General features: G+C 70.3%; 12 protein-coding genes and 1 pseudogene. 9 read left to right on the forward strand and 4 right to left on the reverse strand.

The window, feature by feature from the left end:
- The first annotated feature begins 220 nt into the window (after window positions 1-220).
- From R2B38_RS43615 to R2B38_RS43655, 9 genes and pseudogenes are all read left to right on the forward strand, one after another.
- The gene (locus R2B38_RS43615) at window positions 221-1,390 is read left to right on the forward strand and encodes a hypothetical protein (protein WP_318021351.1); all 1,170 of its coding nucleotides are present in this window, start codon (window positions 221-223) and stop codon (window positions 1,388-1,390) included.
- A 31-nt stretch (window positions 1,391-1,421) separates the two neighbouring features.
- Window positions 1,422-2,981 (forward strand): carbamoyltransferase C-terminal domain-containing protein, encoded by a 1,560-nt coding sequence (locus tag R2B38_RS43620; RefSeq protein WP_318021352.1) that lies wholly within the window; start codon window positions 1,422-1,424, stop codon window positions 2,979-2,981.
- Window positions 2,978-4,780, forward strand: coding sequence for an amino acid adenylation domain-containing protein (locus R2B38_RS43625; RefSeq protein WP_318021353.1), 1,803 nt, complete (start codon window positions 2,978-2,980; stop codon window positions 4,778-4,780). The genes R2B38_RS43620 and R2B38_RS43625 overlap by 4 nt, the downstream gene beginning before the upstream one ends.
- Window positions 4,777-6,039: an MFS transporter gene (locus R2B38_RS43630; protein WP_318021354.1), complete on the forward strand. Its 1,263-nt coding sequence runs from the start codon at window positions 4,777-4,779 to the stop codon at window positions 6,037-6,039. The genes R2B38_RS43625 and R2B38_RS43630 overlap by 4 nt, the downstream gene beginning before the upstream one ends.
- Window positions 6,036-8,408, forward strand: a complete 2,373-nt coding sequence (locus R2B38_RS43635; protein WP_318021355.1) for a non-ribosomal peptide synthetase — start codon at window positions 6,036-6,038, stop codon at window positions 8,406-8,408. The genes R2B38_RS43630 and R2B38_RS43635 overlap by 4 nt, the downstream gene beginning before the upstream one ends.
- The gene (locus R2B38_RS43640) at window positions 8,408-9,784 is read left to right on the forward strand and encodes a condensation domain-containing protein (RefSeq protein WP_318021356.1); all 1,377 of its coding nucleotides are present in this window, start codon (window positions 8,408-8,410) and stop codon (window positions 9,782-9,784) included. The genes R2B38_RS43635 and R2B38_RS43640 overlap by 1 nt, the downstream gene beginning before the upstream one ends.
- Window positions 9,785-10,054: 270 nt before the next feature.
- Window positions 10,055-10,390, forward strand: a pseudogene (locus R2B38_RS43645) (3-oxoadipyl-CoA thiolase); the annotation flags it as partial.
- Window positions 10,387-11,073, forward strand: coding sequence for a 3-oxoacid CoA-transferase subunit A (locus R2B38_RS43650; protein ID WP_318021357.1), 687 nt, complete (start codon window positions 10,387-10,389; stop codon window positions 11,071-11,073). The pseudogene R2B38_RS43645 and the gene R2B38_RS43650, both read left to right, overlap by 4 nt.
- Window positions 11,070-11,783 (forward strand): 3-oxoacid CoA-transferase subunit B, encoded by a 714-nt coding sequence (locus R2B38_RS43655; RefSeq protein ID WP_318021358.1) that lies wholly within the window; start codon window positions 11,070-11,072, stop codon window positions 11,781-11,783. The genes R2B38_RS43650 and R2B38_RS43655 overlap by 4 nt, the downstream gene beginning before the upstream one ends.
- Window positions 11,784-11,814: 31 nt before the next feature.
- Here the strand turns inward: R2B38_RS43655 and R2B38_RS43660 are convergent, their stop codons facing one another.
- Genes R2B38_RS43660 through R2B38_RS43675 form a run of 4 tightly spaced genes read right to left on the reverse strand, consistent with a single transcriptional unit; the run spans window position 11,815 to window position 16,928 of the window.
- Complete coding sequence (locus tag R2B38_RS43660; protein ID WP_318021359.1) at window positions 11,815-12,630, reverse strand: ATP-binding cassette domain-containing protein; 816 nt, start codon at window positions 12,628-12,630, stop codon at window positions 11,815-11,817.
- Complete coding sequence (locus R2B38_RS43665) at window positions 12,627-14,384, reverse strand: dipeptide/oligopeptide/nickel ABC transporter permease/ATP-binding protein (protein WP_318021360.1); 1,758 nt, start codon at window positions 14,382-14,384, stop codon at window positions 12,627-12,629. The genes R2B38_RS43660 and R2B38_RS43665 overlap by 4 nt, the downstream gene beginning before the upstream one ends.
- Window positions 14,381-15,325: an ABC transporter permease gene (locus R2B38_RS43670; RefSeq protein ID WP_318021361.1), complete on the reverse strand. Its 945-nt coding sequence runs from the start codon at window positions 15,323-15,325 to the stop codon at window positions 14,381-14,383. Before R2B38_RS43670 ends, R2B38_RS43665 begins: the two co-directional genes overlap by 4 nt.
- 10 nt (window positions 15,326-15,335) lie before the next feature.
- A complete protein-coding gene (locus tag R2B38_RS43675; RefSeq protein WP_318021362.1) occupies window positions 15,336-16,928 on the reverse strand; it encodes an ABC transporter substrate-binding protein in 1,593 nt (530 codons plus the stop codon).
- Between the last annotated feature and the right edge of the window lie 246 nt (window positions 16,929-17,174).

The following is a 17,174-nucleotide window of genomic DNA, read 5'->3' on the forward strand; positions in this document are numbered from 1 at the left end:
GGCCTCTTCGAGTGTGTGCTTTCTGTGTTCCTTCTGCTTCTCCCCATCCCCCTTCTTTCGTCCTTGGTACGGATGTCGAGCGGTAGGGAGAAGTGTCATTTCCGGAACGGTTGAGAGCACACGCGGTCCGCTGTCCTGGCAGCAGGCCGCACGTCTGAGGGACGAGGCCGCCCATGGCCGCTACGCGGGAGTGGCGAGTCTCTTTCCCCTCCCGGAGACGGTGTCGGACGACGAGGTGCGGGCGCGGCTGACCCGCATCGTGCGCCGCGAGGAAGCGCTGCGGATCACCGACGCGTCGCTGCTCGACGGCGGTTGGGCCGGCTACGCCGACCGGATCGACCTGCCGCTGAGTTTCCGGTCCTGCGGGTCGCAGGCCGAGATGCTGTCCCTGGCCGGACGGCAGCAGGACGACTGGCTGGACCGGGACGGCACTCCGCTCTGGCGGATGACGGTCTTCGACCACCCCGACGACCGAGGCGGCAGAGCGCGCACCCTGCACGCGGCGTTCGACCACTTCGTCACCGACGGCCGCAGCATGCACCTCATCGAGCAGGAGCTGACGGCCCCGGCCGGCGCCCCCGGCCGCACGGCGGCCCGCAGGAGCTACCGGGACTGGGTCGCCCGGCAGCACGCCCACTACCCGTGGGACGATCCCCGGCCCACCAGTCCCGCCCGCGAGTTCTGGCACCGCCATCTGGCCGGCACGTCCGTCGACCGGCCGACCGCGTTGCCCTTCGCCCGCGTTCCCCCGCCCGGCACCCCGGCGCGGATCACCTCCGTGAACCTGCCGGTGCCGCTGTCCGCCGCCGCGCTGCGCGCCGGAGCCGCCCGGCTCGGTGTCAGCCCCTTCCTGCTCGTCCTCACCGCCGTCGCCGGTGTCACCGCGCAGGAGGCCGGCACGGACGACATCACTCTGCGCGTGATCAGCAACGGCCGCCCCGCCGGACACCTCAACACGCTGGGCTGGCTCGCCGACTCCTTCCCCGTCCGGCTCTCACACCCCGAACTGCCGGACGCCCAGCGCTCGTTGACACCCACGACGGCCGTGTGGGCACAACTGCTGGAGTTCCACACGACCCCCATCGGATGGATCCGGGCCACCTGCCCGCCGGCCGCCGAGAACGAGATCCCGCGGGAGCGGCGGCGCATGCAACTGGTCGTGAACTTCGTGGCGCACGACATCGGCGGCAAGTACGAGGTCGCGACGGAGGAGAGCACCGAGCCCGGTGACATCGACGGGCTCCACATCGTCGTACTGCCGGGCCCGGACGGCCGGTTGCGGCTCGGCGCGATGTTCAGCCCCGGCTTCTTCCCGCCCCGCGAGACCCGCGCGTTCCTCGACGGACTCGTCAAGGGCATCGCCCGTCTCGCCCTGCACGGCAACCGCTGACCCTCCGCACGGAGACCGAAGGGACACCACCGTGTTGATACTCGCCATCAAACCCGGCCACGACGGCGGCATCGCCGCCCTCCGCGACGGCAGGCTGCTGTTCTCCCTGGAGTCGGAGAAGGACTCCTATCGCCGCTACACCGGACTGACCCCGGCCACCGTCCTGTCGGCAGCCGAACTGTGCGACGGCATCCCCGACGTCATCGCGCTCGGCGGCTGGTACCGCCGGGGCGTGATCGACCGTCACATCGGTGCCGGCTACGAGGGGCAGGAGATCCACGACGGATTCAGGGACTTCTTCGGCAAACGCGTGCGGTACTTCTCCTCCTCGCACGAGCGCTCCCACATCATGATGGCCCTCGGGCTCGCGCCGGAGTCCGACGCCGAGTTCCGTACGGTGCTCGTGTGGGAGGGCTACACCGGCGCCTACTACGTCGTCGACCGGAACGCCCGGATCGTCAGGACGGTTCCGGTGCTCAGCCAACCCGGGGTGCGCTACGCGCAGTTGTTCGCCATCGCGGATCCCGCCTACCCGAGCGACGCGACGCATCAGCGGTTCCAGGACAGCGGCAAACTCATGGCGCTGGCTGCCTTCGGACGGGCCGAGGACGCGGACGCGGACATCGTGGCGACCGTCGACCGGCTGCTGGACCCGGCCGCCGAACTACCGTTGCCGAAAACCGACTTCAGGGACTCCCCGGTCTACGACTCCGGGGTCACCAGCCAGGCCACCAAGACCGCCGCCGCCCTGTTGACCCGCCGTGTCTTCCAGCTCTTCGAGGACACCGCCCGGCGCCAACTCCCAGCGGGGACACCCTTGTTGATCTCAGGCGGCTGCGGCCTCAACTGTGACTGGAACGGTCTGTGGCGGCAGTCCGACCACTTCTCGTCGGTGTTCGTGCCCCCGTGCACCAACGACTCCGGATCGGCCATCGGAACCGCCGTCGACGCCCTCCACCACACGACAGGCCGTTACACCGTGGACTGGAACGTCTACGGGGGCCTGCCGTTCGACCGGGACAGCACCCCGGACAGCTCCGTCTGGTCGCACCGGCCCCTGGACCACCACCGGCTCGCCCGGACACTGTCGGCCGGACATGTCGTCGCCTGGGTCCAGGGCCGCTGGGAGATCGGGCCGCGCGCCCTCGGACACCGCTCCCTGCTGGCCGAGCCCTTCACCGCACGCACCCGAGACCGGCTCAACGAGATCAAGGCCCGCGAGGACTACCGGCCCATCGCCCCCTGCTGCCGTACCGAGGATGTCGCCGACCTGTTCGAAGGCGACTTCGACGACCCCTACATGCTCTACTTCCGCAAGGTCAAGAGCAGCGAACTGCACGCCGTCACCCATGTCGACGGCAGCGCACGCGTCCAGACCGTCAGCCGTGCCGACAACGCCGAACTCCACACCCTGCTCTCCGCGTTCGCGCGGGAGCGCGGCGCCGGAGCCCTGTGCAACACCTCCCTCAACTTCAACGGCCGGGGCTTCATCAACCGGATGTCCGACCTGGTCGAGTACTGCGAGGCACGCGGAATCGACGACATGGTCGTCGACGACGACTGGTACACCCACCGGGGCGCCGCCGTATGACGACACAGACCTGGCAGAACCTGAGGACGGCGGAGTGCGTGCACACGGTGTTCGCCCGCACGGCGGCACTCCACCCGGGGCGGACCGCGGTGTCCGACGGCAGGCGCAGCTTGAGCTACGCCGAACTGGACGCGGCGGCGGACCGTCTCGCCCACCGGCTCCGGGCTCTGGGCGCCGGCCCCGAAGTACCGGTCGGCGTCTGCCTGGAGCGTGACACCGACCTGGTGGTGGGGCTGCTCGGCGTCCTGAAGTCGGGCGCCTGCTATGTGCCGCTGGACCCCCGGCACCCCACCGAGCGTCTGCGATCGGTACTCGACGACACCGGTGCGTCCCTGGTCGTCGGCGGGTTCTCCGGCGACGGCGTCCGCACGGTGCCGGTGGCCGGCCCGGCGCCGGCGATCGAGTCGGGCGTGCCGCTCCCCACGGCCGACCCGGCCCGCACGGCGTACATCATCCACACCTCCGGCTCGACGGGCCGCCCGAAAGGCGTACCGGTCACGCACACGGCAGTGGTCCGCATGCTCCGTGCCTGCCAGGACCGACTCGACTTCTCCGGGCAGGACGTGTGGACCCTGTTCCACTCCGTGGCCTTCGACTTCTCGGTGTGGGAGACCTGGGGACCGCTCCTGCTCGGCGGCCGGCTCGTCGTCGTCCCGTACGAACTGAGCCGCGACCCCGACGCGTTCCTGGACCTGCTGCTGCGGGAGCGGGTGACCGTGACCGGTCAGACCCCCTCGGCATTCCGCCAGTTGCTGCGCGCAGCGGAGCGCGCCCGGTACCCCGTGACGGACCTGCGCGTGCTCGCCCTGGGAGGCGAAAGCCTCCAACCGTCGCTTCTGCGGCCCTGGTTCGACCACTACGGCGACGCGTCGCCCCGGCTGTTCAACATGTACGGCCTCACCGAGTCGACCGTCGTCTCGACCGTCCATCCCCTCCGGCACGCGGACGCCGAGCGGGCCACCGGCTCGATCGGCCGACCGCTGCCGGGCACCCGGGTCCATCTGCTCGACGAGAACGGCACACCCGTCTCCGGGGGAGCCACCGGCGAGGTCCACATCGCCGGGGACGGCATCGGCCGCGGCTACCTGAACCGGCCCGAGCTGACCGAAGAGCGTTTCGTCCCCGACCCGTTCGGCCGGCCCGGTGCCCGGATGTATCGCACCGGCGACCTCGCGTCGTACGACGTGGACGGCGACCTGGTCTTCCACGGCCGGGCCGACTCCCAGGTCCAGTTGCGCGGCTTCCGGATCGAGCCCGGCGAGGTCGAGGCGGCCGTGAAACTCCACCAGGAGGTCGCCGACGCGGTGGTCACCGTACGCGAGAACACGTCCGGGGTACGGCAGTTGGTGTGCCACTGGATTCCTCGGCGGGAGAGCCTGGACGACGGCCGGGAGACCGCCGCCGCAATCCGGGGCGAGCTGACGGGGAGGCTTCCGGAACACCTGATTCCGGCCGTCTTCGTCGCGGTGGACCGGTTTCCGCTGACCACGAGCGGCAAGCTCGACCTCGCAGCCCTGCCGGCACCGGCCCGGCAGGTCCCTGCGGAATCCGGCGGGGCCCGTCCGCTGGACAGCCCGGCCGCAGCACTGCTCGCCGGGATCTGGGCCGAACTGCTGGAGCTCGACCAGGTCGCCGAGGACGACAACTTCTTCTCCCTGGGCGGCGACTCCATGCTGGCCGTCGAGATGATCGCCCTGGCCCAGGAGCAAGGGGTGGAGATCAGCATGCCCATGCTGTTCGCCGACCCCACCATTGTCGCCCTGGTCAGCGCCTCGGCGCCGGAAGGGGAAGGACCATGACGGATCACCCGGCCCTGCCCCGGTCCTTCCGCTGGCTGCTGCTGGGCCGCTCCGTGGTCTCCCTGAGCGACGCTCTGATGCCCGTGGCTCTGGGGTTCGCGATCCTCGACGTGACCGGCTCGGTCGGTTCCCTGGCGGCGGTCCTGTCCTGCGCGGTGGGCGCCCGCATGGTGGCGCTGCCCCTGGCCGGGGTGCTCGTGGACCGCTATGACCTGCGGCGGCTGGCCTGCTCTGCGGATCTCGTACGGTGCGGGGTGCAGGCCTTCGTCGGGGTGCAGCTCCTGTCCGCGCGACCGGGTGTCACCGCCATCGCCGCCATGGAGGTGCTCGCCGGGGTCGCTTCCGCGATCTCGATGTGCGCCGCGTCGCCCCTGGTGGCAGCCGTCGTGCGGGACGAGCGGACGCGGCAGCGGGCCAACGCGCTGATGGCGACGGGACAGGGAACCGCCCTGCTGCTGGGGCCGTTGGCCGCGGGCGGCATCGTGCTCACGGTCAGCCCCGGCTGGGTGTTCCTCATCGACGCCCTCGCCTTCGGACTCGGAGCCGCCACGTTCGCCGCCATCCGGATCCACCGAGGGCCCGCCGGGGCGCGCGGTGCGTCCGCGTGGGCCGATCTCGCCACCGGCTGGAAAGAGATCCGGTCCCGGAACTGGTACTGGATCACGCTCGTCGCGCACGGCGGTGTGAACTTCGCGGACCAAGTGCTCATCACCCTCGGCCCGTTGACCGCCGCCCGGCACCACGGCGAGGCGGTCTGGGTGGCGTGCGTCCAGACCGGCGGTGTCGGACTGCTCGGGGGATCACTGCTCGCCTCCCGGTTCCGGCCGCGACGGCCGCTGTTCATCGGCAACGCCGTCCTGGCGGTCTTCGCTCTTCCGCTCACCCTTTTCGCGATCTGGGCACCGGCGCCACTGATCGTCGCCGCCTACGGCCTGTCATGGGCGGTACTGGGCGCAGTCAGTCCGTTCTGGGCCACGCTGGTGCAGGCCCGCATCCCGCACGAGGCCCTGGCCCGGGTCACGTCGTACGGCTGGCTCTCCTCGCTGGCCGCCCAGTCACTGGCCCTGCTGTTCGCCCCGCTCGCCGTCGCCGCCTGGGGCTCCGCCACGGCACTGGTCACCGCCGCTCTGCTGGTCGTGGCGCTCTGCGTGGCCTCGGCGTCGACGTCGGCCATCCGCCGGGTAGCTCCACCGGACACCACCGCGGCGACCGGAGCCGAACTCCTGGCGTCCGGCACGGCCCGGGACGGTGCCCCATGACACTCGGTCACGAGGTGTCCGGCCACCAGGCGTCCGATGCCGAGGTCACGCTGCCGTCGGATCTCCTCGTTCCGCTCGACCGCCTCGCCGAAGAGTGCGGCGTCGGGCGGAACACGGTGCTGCGCACGCTGCTGCGGGTACTGACGCTCCGGCACGGCGGGCCCGGCACAGCGGAGGACGACACACACCCGGAGTACTCATGCCGCGAACGGCTGAGTCAGGCCGTGGACGGCGACTCCGTACCCGACGAAGCCACCGACAACGGGCCGCACGTCCGGGTCCCGTGCCCGGCCGGTTCCCCGGCTCCGCCGTCCGAACTGGCCGCGCAGTATGTGCAGTTGCTTCGCCGGGCGACGGCTGAACCGGACCGGTCGCCGCACACCTTCTCCCTGCTCACAGAAGAAGCCGCGAAGCTGCTGCCCGACCAGTCGCAGGCCGTCCCGGACTCCTCGGGCCAGGCGGCCTCGGCCACCGCGCTCTCCCGATTCCTGGACCACGCGGCTCAACACCCCGACGCCCCGGCGATCGAGTCGGCCGCGGGCACCTGGACCCGCTCCGAGCTGGCCCGACGTGCCGGCCGGATCGCGGTCGCCCTGCGCGATGCCGGGGTCGCGGCGGGGGAGGTCGTGGCCGTCCGCGCGATACGCGGCCCGGGGCTGATCGCGTCACTCGTCGGCATCATGCTGGCCGGCGCGGTGTTCCTGCCGGTCGACGCACGGCTGCCACCGGCCCGGCGCCGCCGGCTCATGACACAGGCCTCGGCCACGGCCGAGATCGTGCTCGGCGGACCGGCAGCCCGGTGCGAGGACGAAGCCACAGAGCCGTACGGGGCACTTCGCGTCAGCCTGCCGGTGGACGCGATGACGGCCGCCGTCGGCACACATCCTCGGGGATCCGCACCGGAGCCGGCATTGCCCGAGGCGATCCCGGCCCCCGACGGTCTGGCCTACGTCTTCTTCACCTCCGGCACGACGGGCGAGCCCAAGGCGGTCTGGGGCCGGCACAGCGGGCTGCTCCATTTCCTCGACTGGCAGGCACGACGGTTCGCCGTCACCTCGCGGGATCGTGTCGCGCAGGTCGTCGCCCCTTCCTTCGACCCCTTTCTCCGGGACGTCCTCCTGCCCCTGACCACCGGAGCCGTCCTGTGCGTGCCAGAGGAAGAGACCCTTGCCTCGCCCGACGCCGTCCTCGCCTGGCTCTCCCGTGAACGGATCACCGTCCTGCACGCCGTTCCGTCGTTGACGGCACGGTGGCTCACCGCAGCCATAGCACCACGCCTGGACCGGCTGCGGCTGACGTTCTTCGCCGGGGAACCGCTCACCGACTCCCTCGTACGAGCCTGGCGCCGGCATCTGGCGGTCGGCGCCGAGCTGGTGAACCTGTACGGCCCGACAGAGACCACGCAGGCCAAGTGCTTCTACCCGGTGCCCGACGAACCGCCCCCCGGCATCCAGCCGGTCGGCACGGCCATACCGGGTGCGCAGGCGCTGGTGCTCGGACCGCACGGCCTCTGCGGAATCGGTGAGATCGGTGAGATCTGCGTCCGCACTCCCCACCACGCCCTGGTGCCCGACGACCGTGCCGGGTTCGTCCGCAACCCGGCCCGCGCGGACCCCGACGACCTGGTGTACCGGACCGGCGACCTGGGGCGGTACCGGGCGGACGGCCAGCTGGAGATCCTGGGCCGTCTGGATCATCAGGTCAAGATCCACGGAACTCGGGTCAACCCGGCCGAGGTCGCGGCGGCCCTCGCCCGACACCCCCTCGTCGAGGACTGCGTGGTGGTCGGTCTGCGGGAGCAGAGCGTCGTACGCCTCACGGCCTACGTCACACTCCGGTCCCCCGCCGACGAGCCCGAGCGCCTGTTGCGTCACTGGGCGCTCGACCAGTTGCCCCGGGCCATGGTGCCCAGCCGGGTGCTGGTGCTGGACCATCTCCCGGTCACCGTCAACGGGAAGGTGGACAGGGCCGCGCTGCCGTCTCCGGCACGGCTGTCCCACGAAGACGCCGGAGCCGCCGGGGCGATGGCACAGCGGGTGGGCGAACTGGCGGGACTCCTGCTGGGCCGTCCCGCGCTCACCCCCGACGACGACATCGTCGACCTCGGCGGGCATTCGCTCGTGATGATTCATCTGCTGTCCCGGATCGAGGCGGAGTGCGGCGTACGGCCGAACTTCGCCGAGGCGTTCCGGCACCCGACGCCGGCACGGATCGCCCGGCAGGTCGAGGAACTGAGATCGCCGGCGCCGGACGACAGCTCACGCGCCGGGGCGCAGGTGGTCTCACGACCTCGACGGCTGTCGGAGCGCGAAGCGGACGTCCTGTTGGCGATGCTCGAAGAACTCGAAGAACCGGAGATCAGGACGTGATGCCCCTTCTTCCCCTCATCCCCCGTGCCGGGGGATCGGACGAGCTACAGCGCAAGACACGACGTCTCAACACGCTGCTCGGCGAGGCGGGCAACGGAGAGCTGCTGCCTCTGTCCAGCGGTCAGCAACGGCTCTGGTTCCTGGAGCAGTTCCACCCGGCCTCGCCGGCATACACGGTCAGTCGTCTGCTGCGTGTCCAGGGCCCGTTGCGCCGCCAAGCGCTCCGCTCGGCCGTGGACGGGCTGGTGGCCCGGCACGAGATGCTGCGTACCCGTTACGCCACCGTCGGCGGCCGTCCCGTACAACTGCTGCCGAGACGGTCGCCGCGGCACGTCCACCACCTCGCCCACCGCACCGCCGCCTGCCCTGGGGAGGCCCTCGGCCAGGTCCGCGAGGCGGCCGGGCGAGGTTTCGACCTGTCCCGGGGGCCGCTCTTCGAGGCCGTGCTGACGGAGATCGCAGCAGAGGACGCGTTTCTCCTGTTGCGCATGCACCACTCGATCACCGACGCGTGGTCCAGCGACCTGCTCGTCCGTGACCTGCTGCTCCTCTACGAACGCCACGCTCACGGCCATCGCGACGCGCTGCCCGAGACCACTGCCTACCGGGACTTCATCGCCTGGGAAGAGGCGCACGCCGCGTCCTCCTCCGTGCGTGACGGACTGGACTACTGGCGGGGCGCGCTCGCCGCCCCCCGGGGCACGCCGGCCCTTCTCGGCGAGGGCCGGTCGGAGTCCAACGCGGCGGACACCGTGCGTTTGACCCTTCCGCCTGCCACCGTTCGGAACCTGTCGGCTTTCTGCCGTCGGACGCGGACCACGTCGTTCATGGTGCTCCTCGCGGTCTTCCTGACCATGCTGCGGCGGCACACGACCGAGCACGACCTGATGGTCGGGACACCCGTGGCCAACCGCAGATCCAGCGTCTTCCACGAAACCGTGGGCTATTTCAGCAACACCTTGGCTCTGCGTACCGACCTGCCGGACCCGGTCGGGTTCCCCGAGGTCCTGTCCCGTGTCCGCGACACGGTCGTCGAAGCCCTCGCCCACGACGACGTTCCCCTCGCCGACGTCGTCCGCGCTGTGAACCCCGAACGCGGCCCGGGGGGCGACCCGTTGTCCAGAGTGGCCTTCTCCCTGCAGCCCCACAGAGAGGACATCCCCCGCCTCACGGCCCTCGACGTCCGGCCGACGGTCTTGGAAACCGGGACCACCGCCTACGATCTCGTACTCGATCTAGCAGAGACGGGCGACAGTGTCCTCGCGGACTTCGTCTACCGCACCGGCCTCCTCCGCCGGGAACAGGTGCGCCGCATGGCCGCCGAGTTCGTGTCGCTTCTGGAGGACAACGTGCCGCCGGTGTGCAAGATCGGGTGAAGGTGTCACACGATCGTCCACCAGACCCGATGGCTGCTGAATGAGCGTGGCCCGGCATTGCCGCCCTGTCGCGGCCGAAGACCGCAAGTCAGCTCCAGCCTCCCCTGTGACGTCCGGCCGCCGCCCTACGGCTAGTTGGTAACTAGACATCCGCAGGCCTGGCCGCAGCTGACTGATCCCACTGCCGTGCAGAGGAGCTGGTGCAGCGATGCCACGGAACGGCAGCGTTGCGCAGCAACACGTTGGCAACGCTTGGGGCAGCGGAACGCCGGCTACGCCCCGGTCGAGGCCGCGAACCGTGCGCTGGCCCGGGCCGGGATCGGCTGGGACCAGGTGGGCGCGGTCGAGCTCAACGAGGTCTTCGCCGTGCAGTCGCTCGCCTGCCTCGACGCATGGAAGATCGACCCCGCCATCGTCAACCAGAAGGGCGGCGCCATCGCGATCGGGCACCCGCTGGGCGTCTCGGGCGGTCGTGTCCTCGCCACGCTCGCCAAGGTGCTGCGCGAGACGAGGCAGCGCTACGGTGTCGCCGCGATCTGCATCGGGGTAGGCCAGGGCCTGGCCGTCGTACTCGAGAACTGCGCTGTCACGGGGTCGGACCGATGAGCCGGGCGGAGATCCTCGAAAGCACCGACGCCGCGGTCGCCGGGATCGAGGACGGCTCCACGATCCTCGTCGGCGGCTTCGGCCTGGCCGGGATGCCCTTCGACCTGATCGACGCGCTCATCCGGCAGGGCGCCAAGGACCTCACGATCGTGTCCAACAACGCCGGCAACGGTGACGTCGGGCTGGCGGCGCTGCTGGCCGCCGGCCGGGTGCGCAAGGTGCTCTGCTCCTTTCCGCGTCAGGCCGACTCCTGGGTCTTCGACGGCCTCTACCAGGAGGGGCAGATCGAGCTGGAAGTGGTGCCGCAGGGCAATCTCGCCGAGCGGATGCGCGCGGCCGGTGCCGGCATCGGCGCGTTCTACTGCCCGACCGCGGTCGGCACCCCGCTCGCTGAGGGGAAGGAGGAGCGGGAGATCGACGGCCGGAAGTACCTGCTGGAGTACCCCATCAAGGGCGACTACGCGCTCATCGGCGCACACACACTGGGCAACCTCGTCTACCGCAAGACCGCCCGCAACTTCGGACTGGTCATGGCCACGGCCGCGACGACGATCATCGTCCAGGTCGACCGGGTAGTAGACCCCGGAGAGCTCGACCCCGAGGCCGTCGTCACCCCGTCCATCTACATCGATCGGATCGTCCAGGTGACGGCCCGTCACTACACCGTGCAGGGGGCACGATGACCACCGTGTACAGCGACCACCGTCTGTCGGTGGACCAGCGTGCCGCAGTCGTCGCCCGCGACATCCCTGCCGGCGCCTTCGTCAACCTCGGCATCGGGCAGCCCACCAAGATCGCCGACCACCTGCCCGCCGACTCCGGGGTGGTGCTGCACACCGAGAACGGCATGCTCAACATGGGCCCGAGGGCCGAGGGGGACGCGATCGACCTCGACCTGACCAACGCCGGCAAGGTCCCGGTGACCGAGCTGCCGGGAGCCGCCTACTTCCACCATGCCGACTCCTTCGCCATGATGCGCGGCGGGCACCTCGACGTCTGCGTCCTCGGTGCCTACCAGGTCGCCTTCGACGGAGACCTCGCCAACTGGACCACCGGCAGGCCCGACGACATCCCCGCCGTCGGCGGCGCCATGGACCTCGCCATCGGCGCCAAGGACGTCTACGTGATGATGACGCTCTTCACCCGCTCCGGAGAGCCGAAACTCGTGCCGCACTGCACCTACCCGCTCACCGGCGTCGGCTGCGTCAGCCGCGTCTACACGGACCACGGCGTCTTCGACGTCGGCCCCGACGGCGTACGGATCCGGGAGACGTACGGCATCGGCGCCGACGAACTCGCAGAACGACTCGGCATCACGCCGCCTCGCGGCCCGCGACGCAATCCTGCTGAAAGCGCCGTGGCCCAAGGAGGGCTTTCTGCCAACGGGTTCTGACGTGTTCGACTGATGCGGTACGGCGAACAGGTCACAGGCGTTGTCGCGCCTCGCGCCGCCGACGCTGTTCGGCCGGGTCCGCGACCGGCGCGGCGAGCAGAAGCCGTTGTGTGTAGGGGTGTTCGGGGTCCGTGGTGACCTGGCCGGCTGTCCCGGTCTCGACGATGTCGCCGCGGTGGATCACGCTCACGCGGTGGCTGACATGCCGGATGACCGCCAGATCGTGCGAGATGAACAGGTACGCGACACGGGTACGGCGCTGGATGTCGACGAGCAGGTCGAGGACGCGGGCCTGGGTGGTGAGGTCGAGTGCGGAGACGGGTTCGTCACAGACGATGAGCCGTGGAGCGGGTGCGAGGGCGCGGGCTATCGCCACGCGCTGCCGCTGGCCGCCGCTGAACTCCCGCGGCAGTCGCTGCGACGCGTCCTTCGGCAGCCCCACCTGGTCGAGCAGCTCCGCCACGCGGCGCCGGGCCTCACTCGTCCCGCTGCCCTGCACGATGAGCGGTTCACCGAGGATGTCACCGATGGTGAGGGCCGGGTTGAGGGAGGAGTACGGGTCCTGGAAGACGACCTGGATGTCCCGGGCCAGGGCGCGGCGCTCCGCCCGCCCGGCGCGGGTGATGTCGTTGCCCCGGAAGCGGACCGTGCCGCCGCTGGGCGCGACCAGGCCGAGCACGGCCCGGCCGATGGTCGTCTTCCCGGAGCCGGACTCGCCGACGACGCCGAGGGTCTCGCTCTGCCCCACGGCGAGCGACACGCCGTGGAGGACCTCGTGGGAGCGGGCTCTGAAGCCCCGCCCGGGGTAGGTGACGCGCAGATCGCTCACCTCCAGCAGTGTGGTCATCGCCTCTCCGTTTCGAGCGTGCCCGCCGGGGTGGACGGGGGGTCGGTGCGCAGCGTGGTCTCGTCGAGGATCGAGTCGAGGAGCGTGCGCGTGTAGGGGTGCCGGGGTGTTGCGAACAGTTCTTCCGTCGTGCCGGTCTCGACGACCGTTCCCTCCCGCATCACGGCCACGCGGTCGCAGATGTCGGCGACCACACCGAAGTTGTGGGTCACGAGCAGTACGGCCATGTTCAGTTCCTTGCGCAGGTCGCGCAGCAGGTCGAGGATCTCCGCCTGGACGGTGACGTCGAGGGCGGTGGTCGGTTCGTCGGCGATGAGCAGCAGAGGCCGGCTGGCGACGGCGCCCGCGATGAGGACGCGTTGCGCCATGCCGCCGGAGATCTGGTGCGGATAGGAGCGGAAGGTGCGTTCGGGTTCGGGGATGCCGACCCGGGCGAGCAGTGCCAGGACGCGGTCGCGGGCCTCGCTCCTCGACATGGGCGTCGCCGCGCGCACGCCCTCGACCAGCTGTGCGCCGACCGTGCAGGACGGGTCCAGGTTGGACATCGGTTCCTGGGGGACGTAGGCGATGGACGTTCCCCGTACGGCGCGCAGTTCGCGTTCGCTCAGGCCCAGCAGTTCGCGGCCGTCGAGGCGGATCGAGCCGCGGGTGACCACCGCCTCCGCGGGCAGTACACCCAGTGCGGCGAACGCGGTCTGGGTCTTGCCGGACCCGGACTCGCCCACCAGACCGAGGGTCTCTCCGGCCGCCACGCTCAGGGTGACGCCGCTGACGACCTCCTTCAGTTCACCGGCCGGTGTCGGGTAGGCGATCGCCAGGTCGTCGACGGTGAGCAGTCCGGAGACGATGCCCTCCGTGGCGGCCGGCCGGTACGCGGTGGCGGTGACGATCCGGGCCGGCTTCGGGCGCCCGCCCTCCAGGGCGTCCCGCAGTGCGTTGCCGAGGAGCACGAGCGAGGCGGTGATGATCCCGAGGGCGAGGCTCGGCCACAGGAACTGCAGCGGTTCCTCGTACAGGTTGGTGAATCCATCGGAGATCATCGCGCCGAAGCTGGGCACCGTGTTCGAGCCGACGCCGAGGAAGGCCAGGCCCGACTGGACGGCGATGGACGATCCGGCGAGGAACGCGGTGGCGATGATCACCGGTCCGCGCACCACGGTGAGGACATGCCGGCGCAGGATGCGCCGGTCGGGGAGTCCGGAGACCCGGGCGGCGTCCACGTACAGCTCGTTCTTCACGCCGAGGACGAGATTGCGTACGAGCCGGTAGATGCCCGGGGAGAGCAGCACGCCGAAGACGACCATGGTGGCCTTGTAGTCGCCCTTGGTCACCGGCATCAGCACGATGAGCAGGAGCAACCCGGGGAACGTCATGATCAGGCTGAACAGCCACTCGGCGACTCCGCGTACGCGCCGCCCGAAGTACCCGCCGACCAGCCCGGACGTGATCCCGATCGCGAGGGCGATGCTCGTGCCGATGAGCGCCGAGACCACGCTCGTGTTGATCGAGAACAGGAGCCTGGCGAAGATGTCGCGGCCGCTCTTGTCGCCGCCGAGCAGATAGCCGTGGTCGCCGGCGCCGGCGTTGACCGCGTCCAGGTTCGCCTCGTTGGCACCGTGGGAGGTGAGGACGGGGGCCAGCAGCCCGAGCAGGACGATGACGACGAGCAGGCTCGCGCTGACGACGGCCTGGGGGTCGGCGGTCAGGCGCCGCAGGGTGGAGCGGCGCCGCGTGTCCGCATGGGGTGTGGTCAACTGACGATCCTCGCCTTCGGGTTGAGCCAGCCGTTGAGGAGATCGACGACGAGGTTGACGGCCACGACGAGCAGCACACCGAAGAGGCTGATGCCCATGATGATCGGCACGTCGCCCTGCAGGGAGGCGTTGAACGCGTACTGACCGAAGCCCGGCAGGGCGAAGATCTGCTCGATGATCAGGGCCCCGCCGAGCATCTGGATGAACTCCAGGGACAGGACCGTGAGGGCCGGTCCGGCGGCGTTGCGCAGGGCGTGCCGCAGCACGATGGAGCGGGTGGGGATGCCCCGGGTGCGCAGGGTGCGGACGTAGTCCTTGCGCAGTTCGCCGATCATGGCGCCGCGGATCTGGGAGGTCAGACTGGCGACCCCGCCCATCATCAGGGCGACCACGGGAATGGCGATGGAACTCGCCCAGCGGGCCGGGCTCTCGCTGAAGTCCGTGTATCCGGTGGCCGGGAACACGTGCAGCTTGACGGCGAACACATAGACCAGCGCGATGGCGACGAGCAGGCTCGGGACGAGGTAGCCGGTCATCGCGGCGCCCTGCGCGAACCGGTCGACGGCGCCGCCGCGTGCGGCCGCGGCCACCCCCAGGGCGACGCTGATGACCGAGGTGGCCAGCAGCGCGACGACGACGATCGACAGGGTGACGCCGAGCCTGGCGGTGATCGCGGAGCGGACCGGTTCGCTGGTGAAGTACGAGGCGCCGAGTTCTCCGCGGACGGCGTGCGTGAGCCAGTCGCCGTACTGCACCGCCAAGGGCCGGTCGAGGCCCATCTGGGCTTTCTGGGCGGCGATTTGCCCCGGGGTGGCGCCGTTGCCGAGGACACTGCTCGCCACGTCGTCGAAGGACGTGCTGAGCAGCAGGAAGGTGATCATGGTCACCAGGACCGCGAGCACGAGGCCCGCGGTCAGGCGACGCAGCACATAGACCGTCATGGGTGGCCGCTCACCCTCCGGACCGCGACGAGTCGGCGACGCCGAACTGCCGGACGGTGGACATCGTGGAGGAGCCGTCGCCTAGGTAGGTGATGCCCTTCTTGGTGGCCCAGTCGCTGCCCAGGTAGAAGACGGGCGCCAGCCACGCGTTGTCGACGCCGAACTCGTTGATTTCCCGGTAGATCCCGGCGGCCTTCGCCGGGTCGAGTTCCCGGGCGGCCTGTCCGAGGAGCTTGGTCAGCTTCGGGTCGGTGGAGTGGAACACGTTGCGGAAGCCGGTCGGGGTGTAGAAGCTGCGGGTCATGATCGCGTCGGAGGCGAGGCCCTCCACGAGCAGGAACATGGGGTACTTGCCGGACGCGACGGCGGTGGTGGTCTGCTGGGCGGGCACCGGTTCCCAGGTCACCTTGATGCCGATGTCGGCGAGCGCCTGGGTGAACAGCGGCTCGAAGGACTTGGTGAAGACGAGGCTCGGCATGGTGACCTTGAAGCCGTTCGGGTAGCCGGCCTCGGCGAGCAGCTTCTTGGCCCCGGCGACGTCGTAGGGGTACAGCTGGTTGAGCGCCTCGTCGTAGGCCTTGCTCTTCGGGTTGAACAGCTGGTCGGTGGCCTTGCCGGAGCCGCGCAGCACCTGCGTGACCATCTTCTGCCGGTCGAAGGCCATGTTGATGGCCTTGCGGACGCGCAGGTCGCCGAGCGGCTTCAGCTTGGTGCCCGCACGGTCGGCCAGGACGAGGAAGGCGCCTGCGGTCGCCTGCACATGTGTGATCCGGAACCCGGCCGCCTTGAGCGCGGGCAGCTGGGAGACGTCGGCGGTGCCGGCGTTGGTCTCGCCTGCCTTGAGGGCGTTGGCGGACGCGGTCGGATCGGTGATCACCCGGATCTTGACCGTCTTGAAGGGGTACGCCTTCTTGTTCCAGTAGTCGTCGCGTCGGTTGAGGACGTACACCGAGCCGTTGACCGTGGACTTCGGGTCCAGGGTGTACGGCCCCGAGCCGACCGGGTTCAGGGCCGTGCTCTTGTTCGCCATCGTCTTCGGGTCGCCGATCACACCGGGCGACGTCGACAGCGCGGCGAGCAGTGAGGCGTCGGGCTGCTTGAGGTTGATGACGACCGTCGAGGCGTCGGGGGCCTCGACCGAGGCGACGGAGGCCAACGACAGCTGGCTCTGCCCCGGCGTCGAGCGGATCCGCTCCAGGGTGGCCTTCACCGCGTTCGCGTCCACCGGGTCGCCCGAGCTGAACTTCATGCCCTGGCGGATCTTCAGCGTCAGCGTGCGGCCGTCCTTGGAGTACGACCAGCTCTGCGCGGCGCCGGGGTGGAGTCCGCCCTTGTTGTCCTGGAGCAGGAGCGTGTCGAAGATCGAGTCCCAGACGTAGGTCTGCTGGCCCTCGACGAGCTGGGCGGGGTCGAACGAGTTGGGTGTGCCGAGGATGGACAGCGCGAGGGTTTGGCCTGCGCCGGAGTCCGACGCGGAGGTCGGGCTGCTGTCGCACGCCGAGGTGGCCGTGGCCAGCAGGGCGGCTACGGCGACGGCGGCCAGTGCCTGGGAGCGCTGTCGCGGCCGTGGCCCGGGCCGGGAAGGCGAGAAGCGGATGCGCATGGGTGGATTCCTTCGTCCTGGAACCTGGAGAGCCGAGGCCTTCGTCAGTGCGTCGGTAGGTCGGTGCGGTCATGCACGGGTGAACGAGCGGGGCGACACACGCGTGGGGGTGTGCGGCGGAGCCCTGAGTGACGTCGGCATGCGGTGGTGAACAGGGCCCGCTGCGCCGGTCGCTGATCCGCTGGCGCACCCTGTCACGCGAACAGTTACCACGTGGTCGAATTTCATTCGGAAGGTAAGCCCCGG

It is taken from the genome of Streptomyces sp. N50, from assembly GCF_033335955.1.
Taxonomy (GTDB): domain Bacteria; phylum Actinomycetota; class Actinomycetes; order Streptomycetales; family Streptomycetaceae; genus Streptomyces.

Bases quoted from the DNA above. Each gene is read 5' to 3' on its own strand.
- R2B38_RS43625 (WP_318021353.1), top strand. From the start codon at position 2,978: ATGACGACACAGACCTGGCAGAACCTGAGGACGGCGGAGTGCGTGCAC.
- R2B38_RS43630 (WP_318021354.1), top strand. From the start codon at position 4,777: ATGACGGATCACCCGGCCCTGCCCCGGTCCTTCCGCTGGCTGCTGCTG.
- R2B38_RS43635 (WP_318021355.1), top strand. From the start codon at position 6,036: ATGACACTCGGTCACGAGGTGTCCGGCCACCAGGCGTCCGATGCCGAG.
- R2B38_RS43640 (WP_318021356.1), top strand. From the start codon at position 8,408: ATGCCCCTTCTTCCCCTCATCCCCCGTGCCGGGGGATCGGACGAGCTA.
- R2B38_RS43650 (WP_318021357.1), top strand. From the start codon at position 10,387: ATGAGCCGGGCGGAGATCCTCGAAAGCACCGACGCCGCGGTCGCCGGG.
- R2B38_RS43655 (WP_318021358.1), top strand. From the start codon at position 11,070: ATGACCACCGTGTACAGCGACCACCGTCTGTCGGTGGACCAGCGTGCC.
- R2B38_RS43660 (WP_318021359.1), bottom strand. From the start codon at position 12,630: ATGACCACACTGCTGGAGGTGAGCGATCTGCGCGTCACCTACCCCGGG.
- R2B38_RS43670 (WP_318021361.1), bottom strand. From the start codon at position 15,325: ATGACGGTCTATGTGCTGCGTCGCCTGACCGCGGGCCTCGTGCTCGCG.
- R2B38_RS43675 (WP_318021362.1), bottom strand. From the start codon at position 16,928: ATGCGCATCCGCTTCTCGCCTTCCCGGCCCGGGCCACGGCCGCGACAG.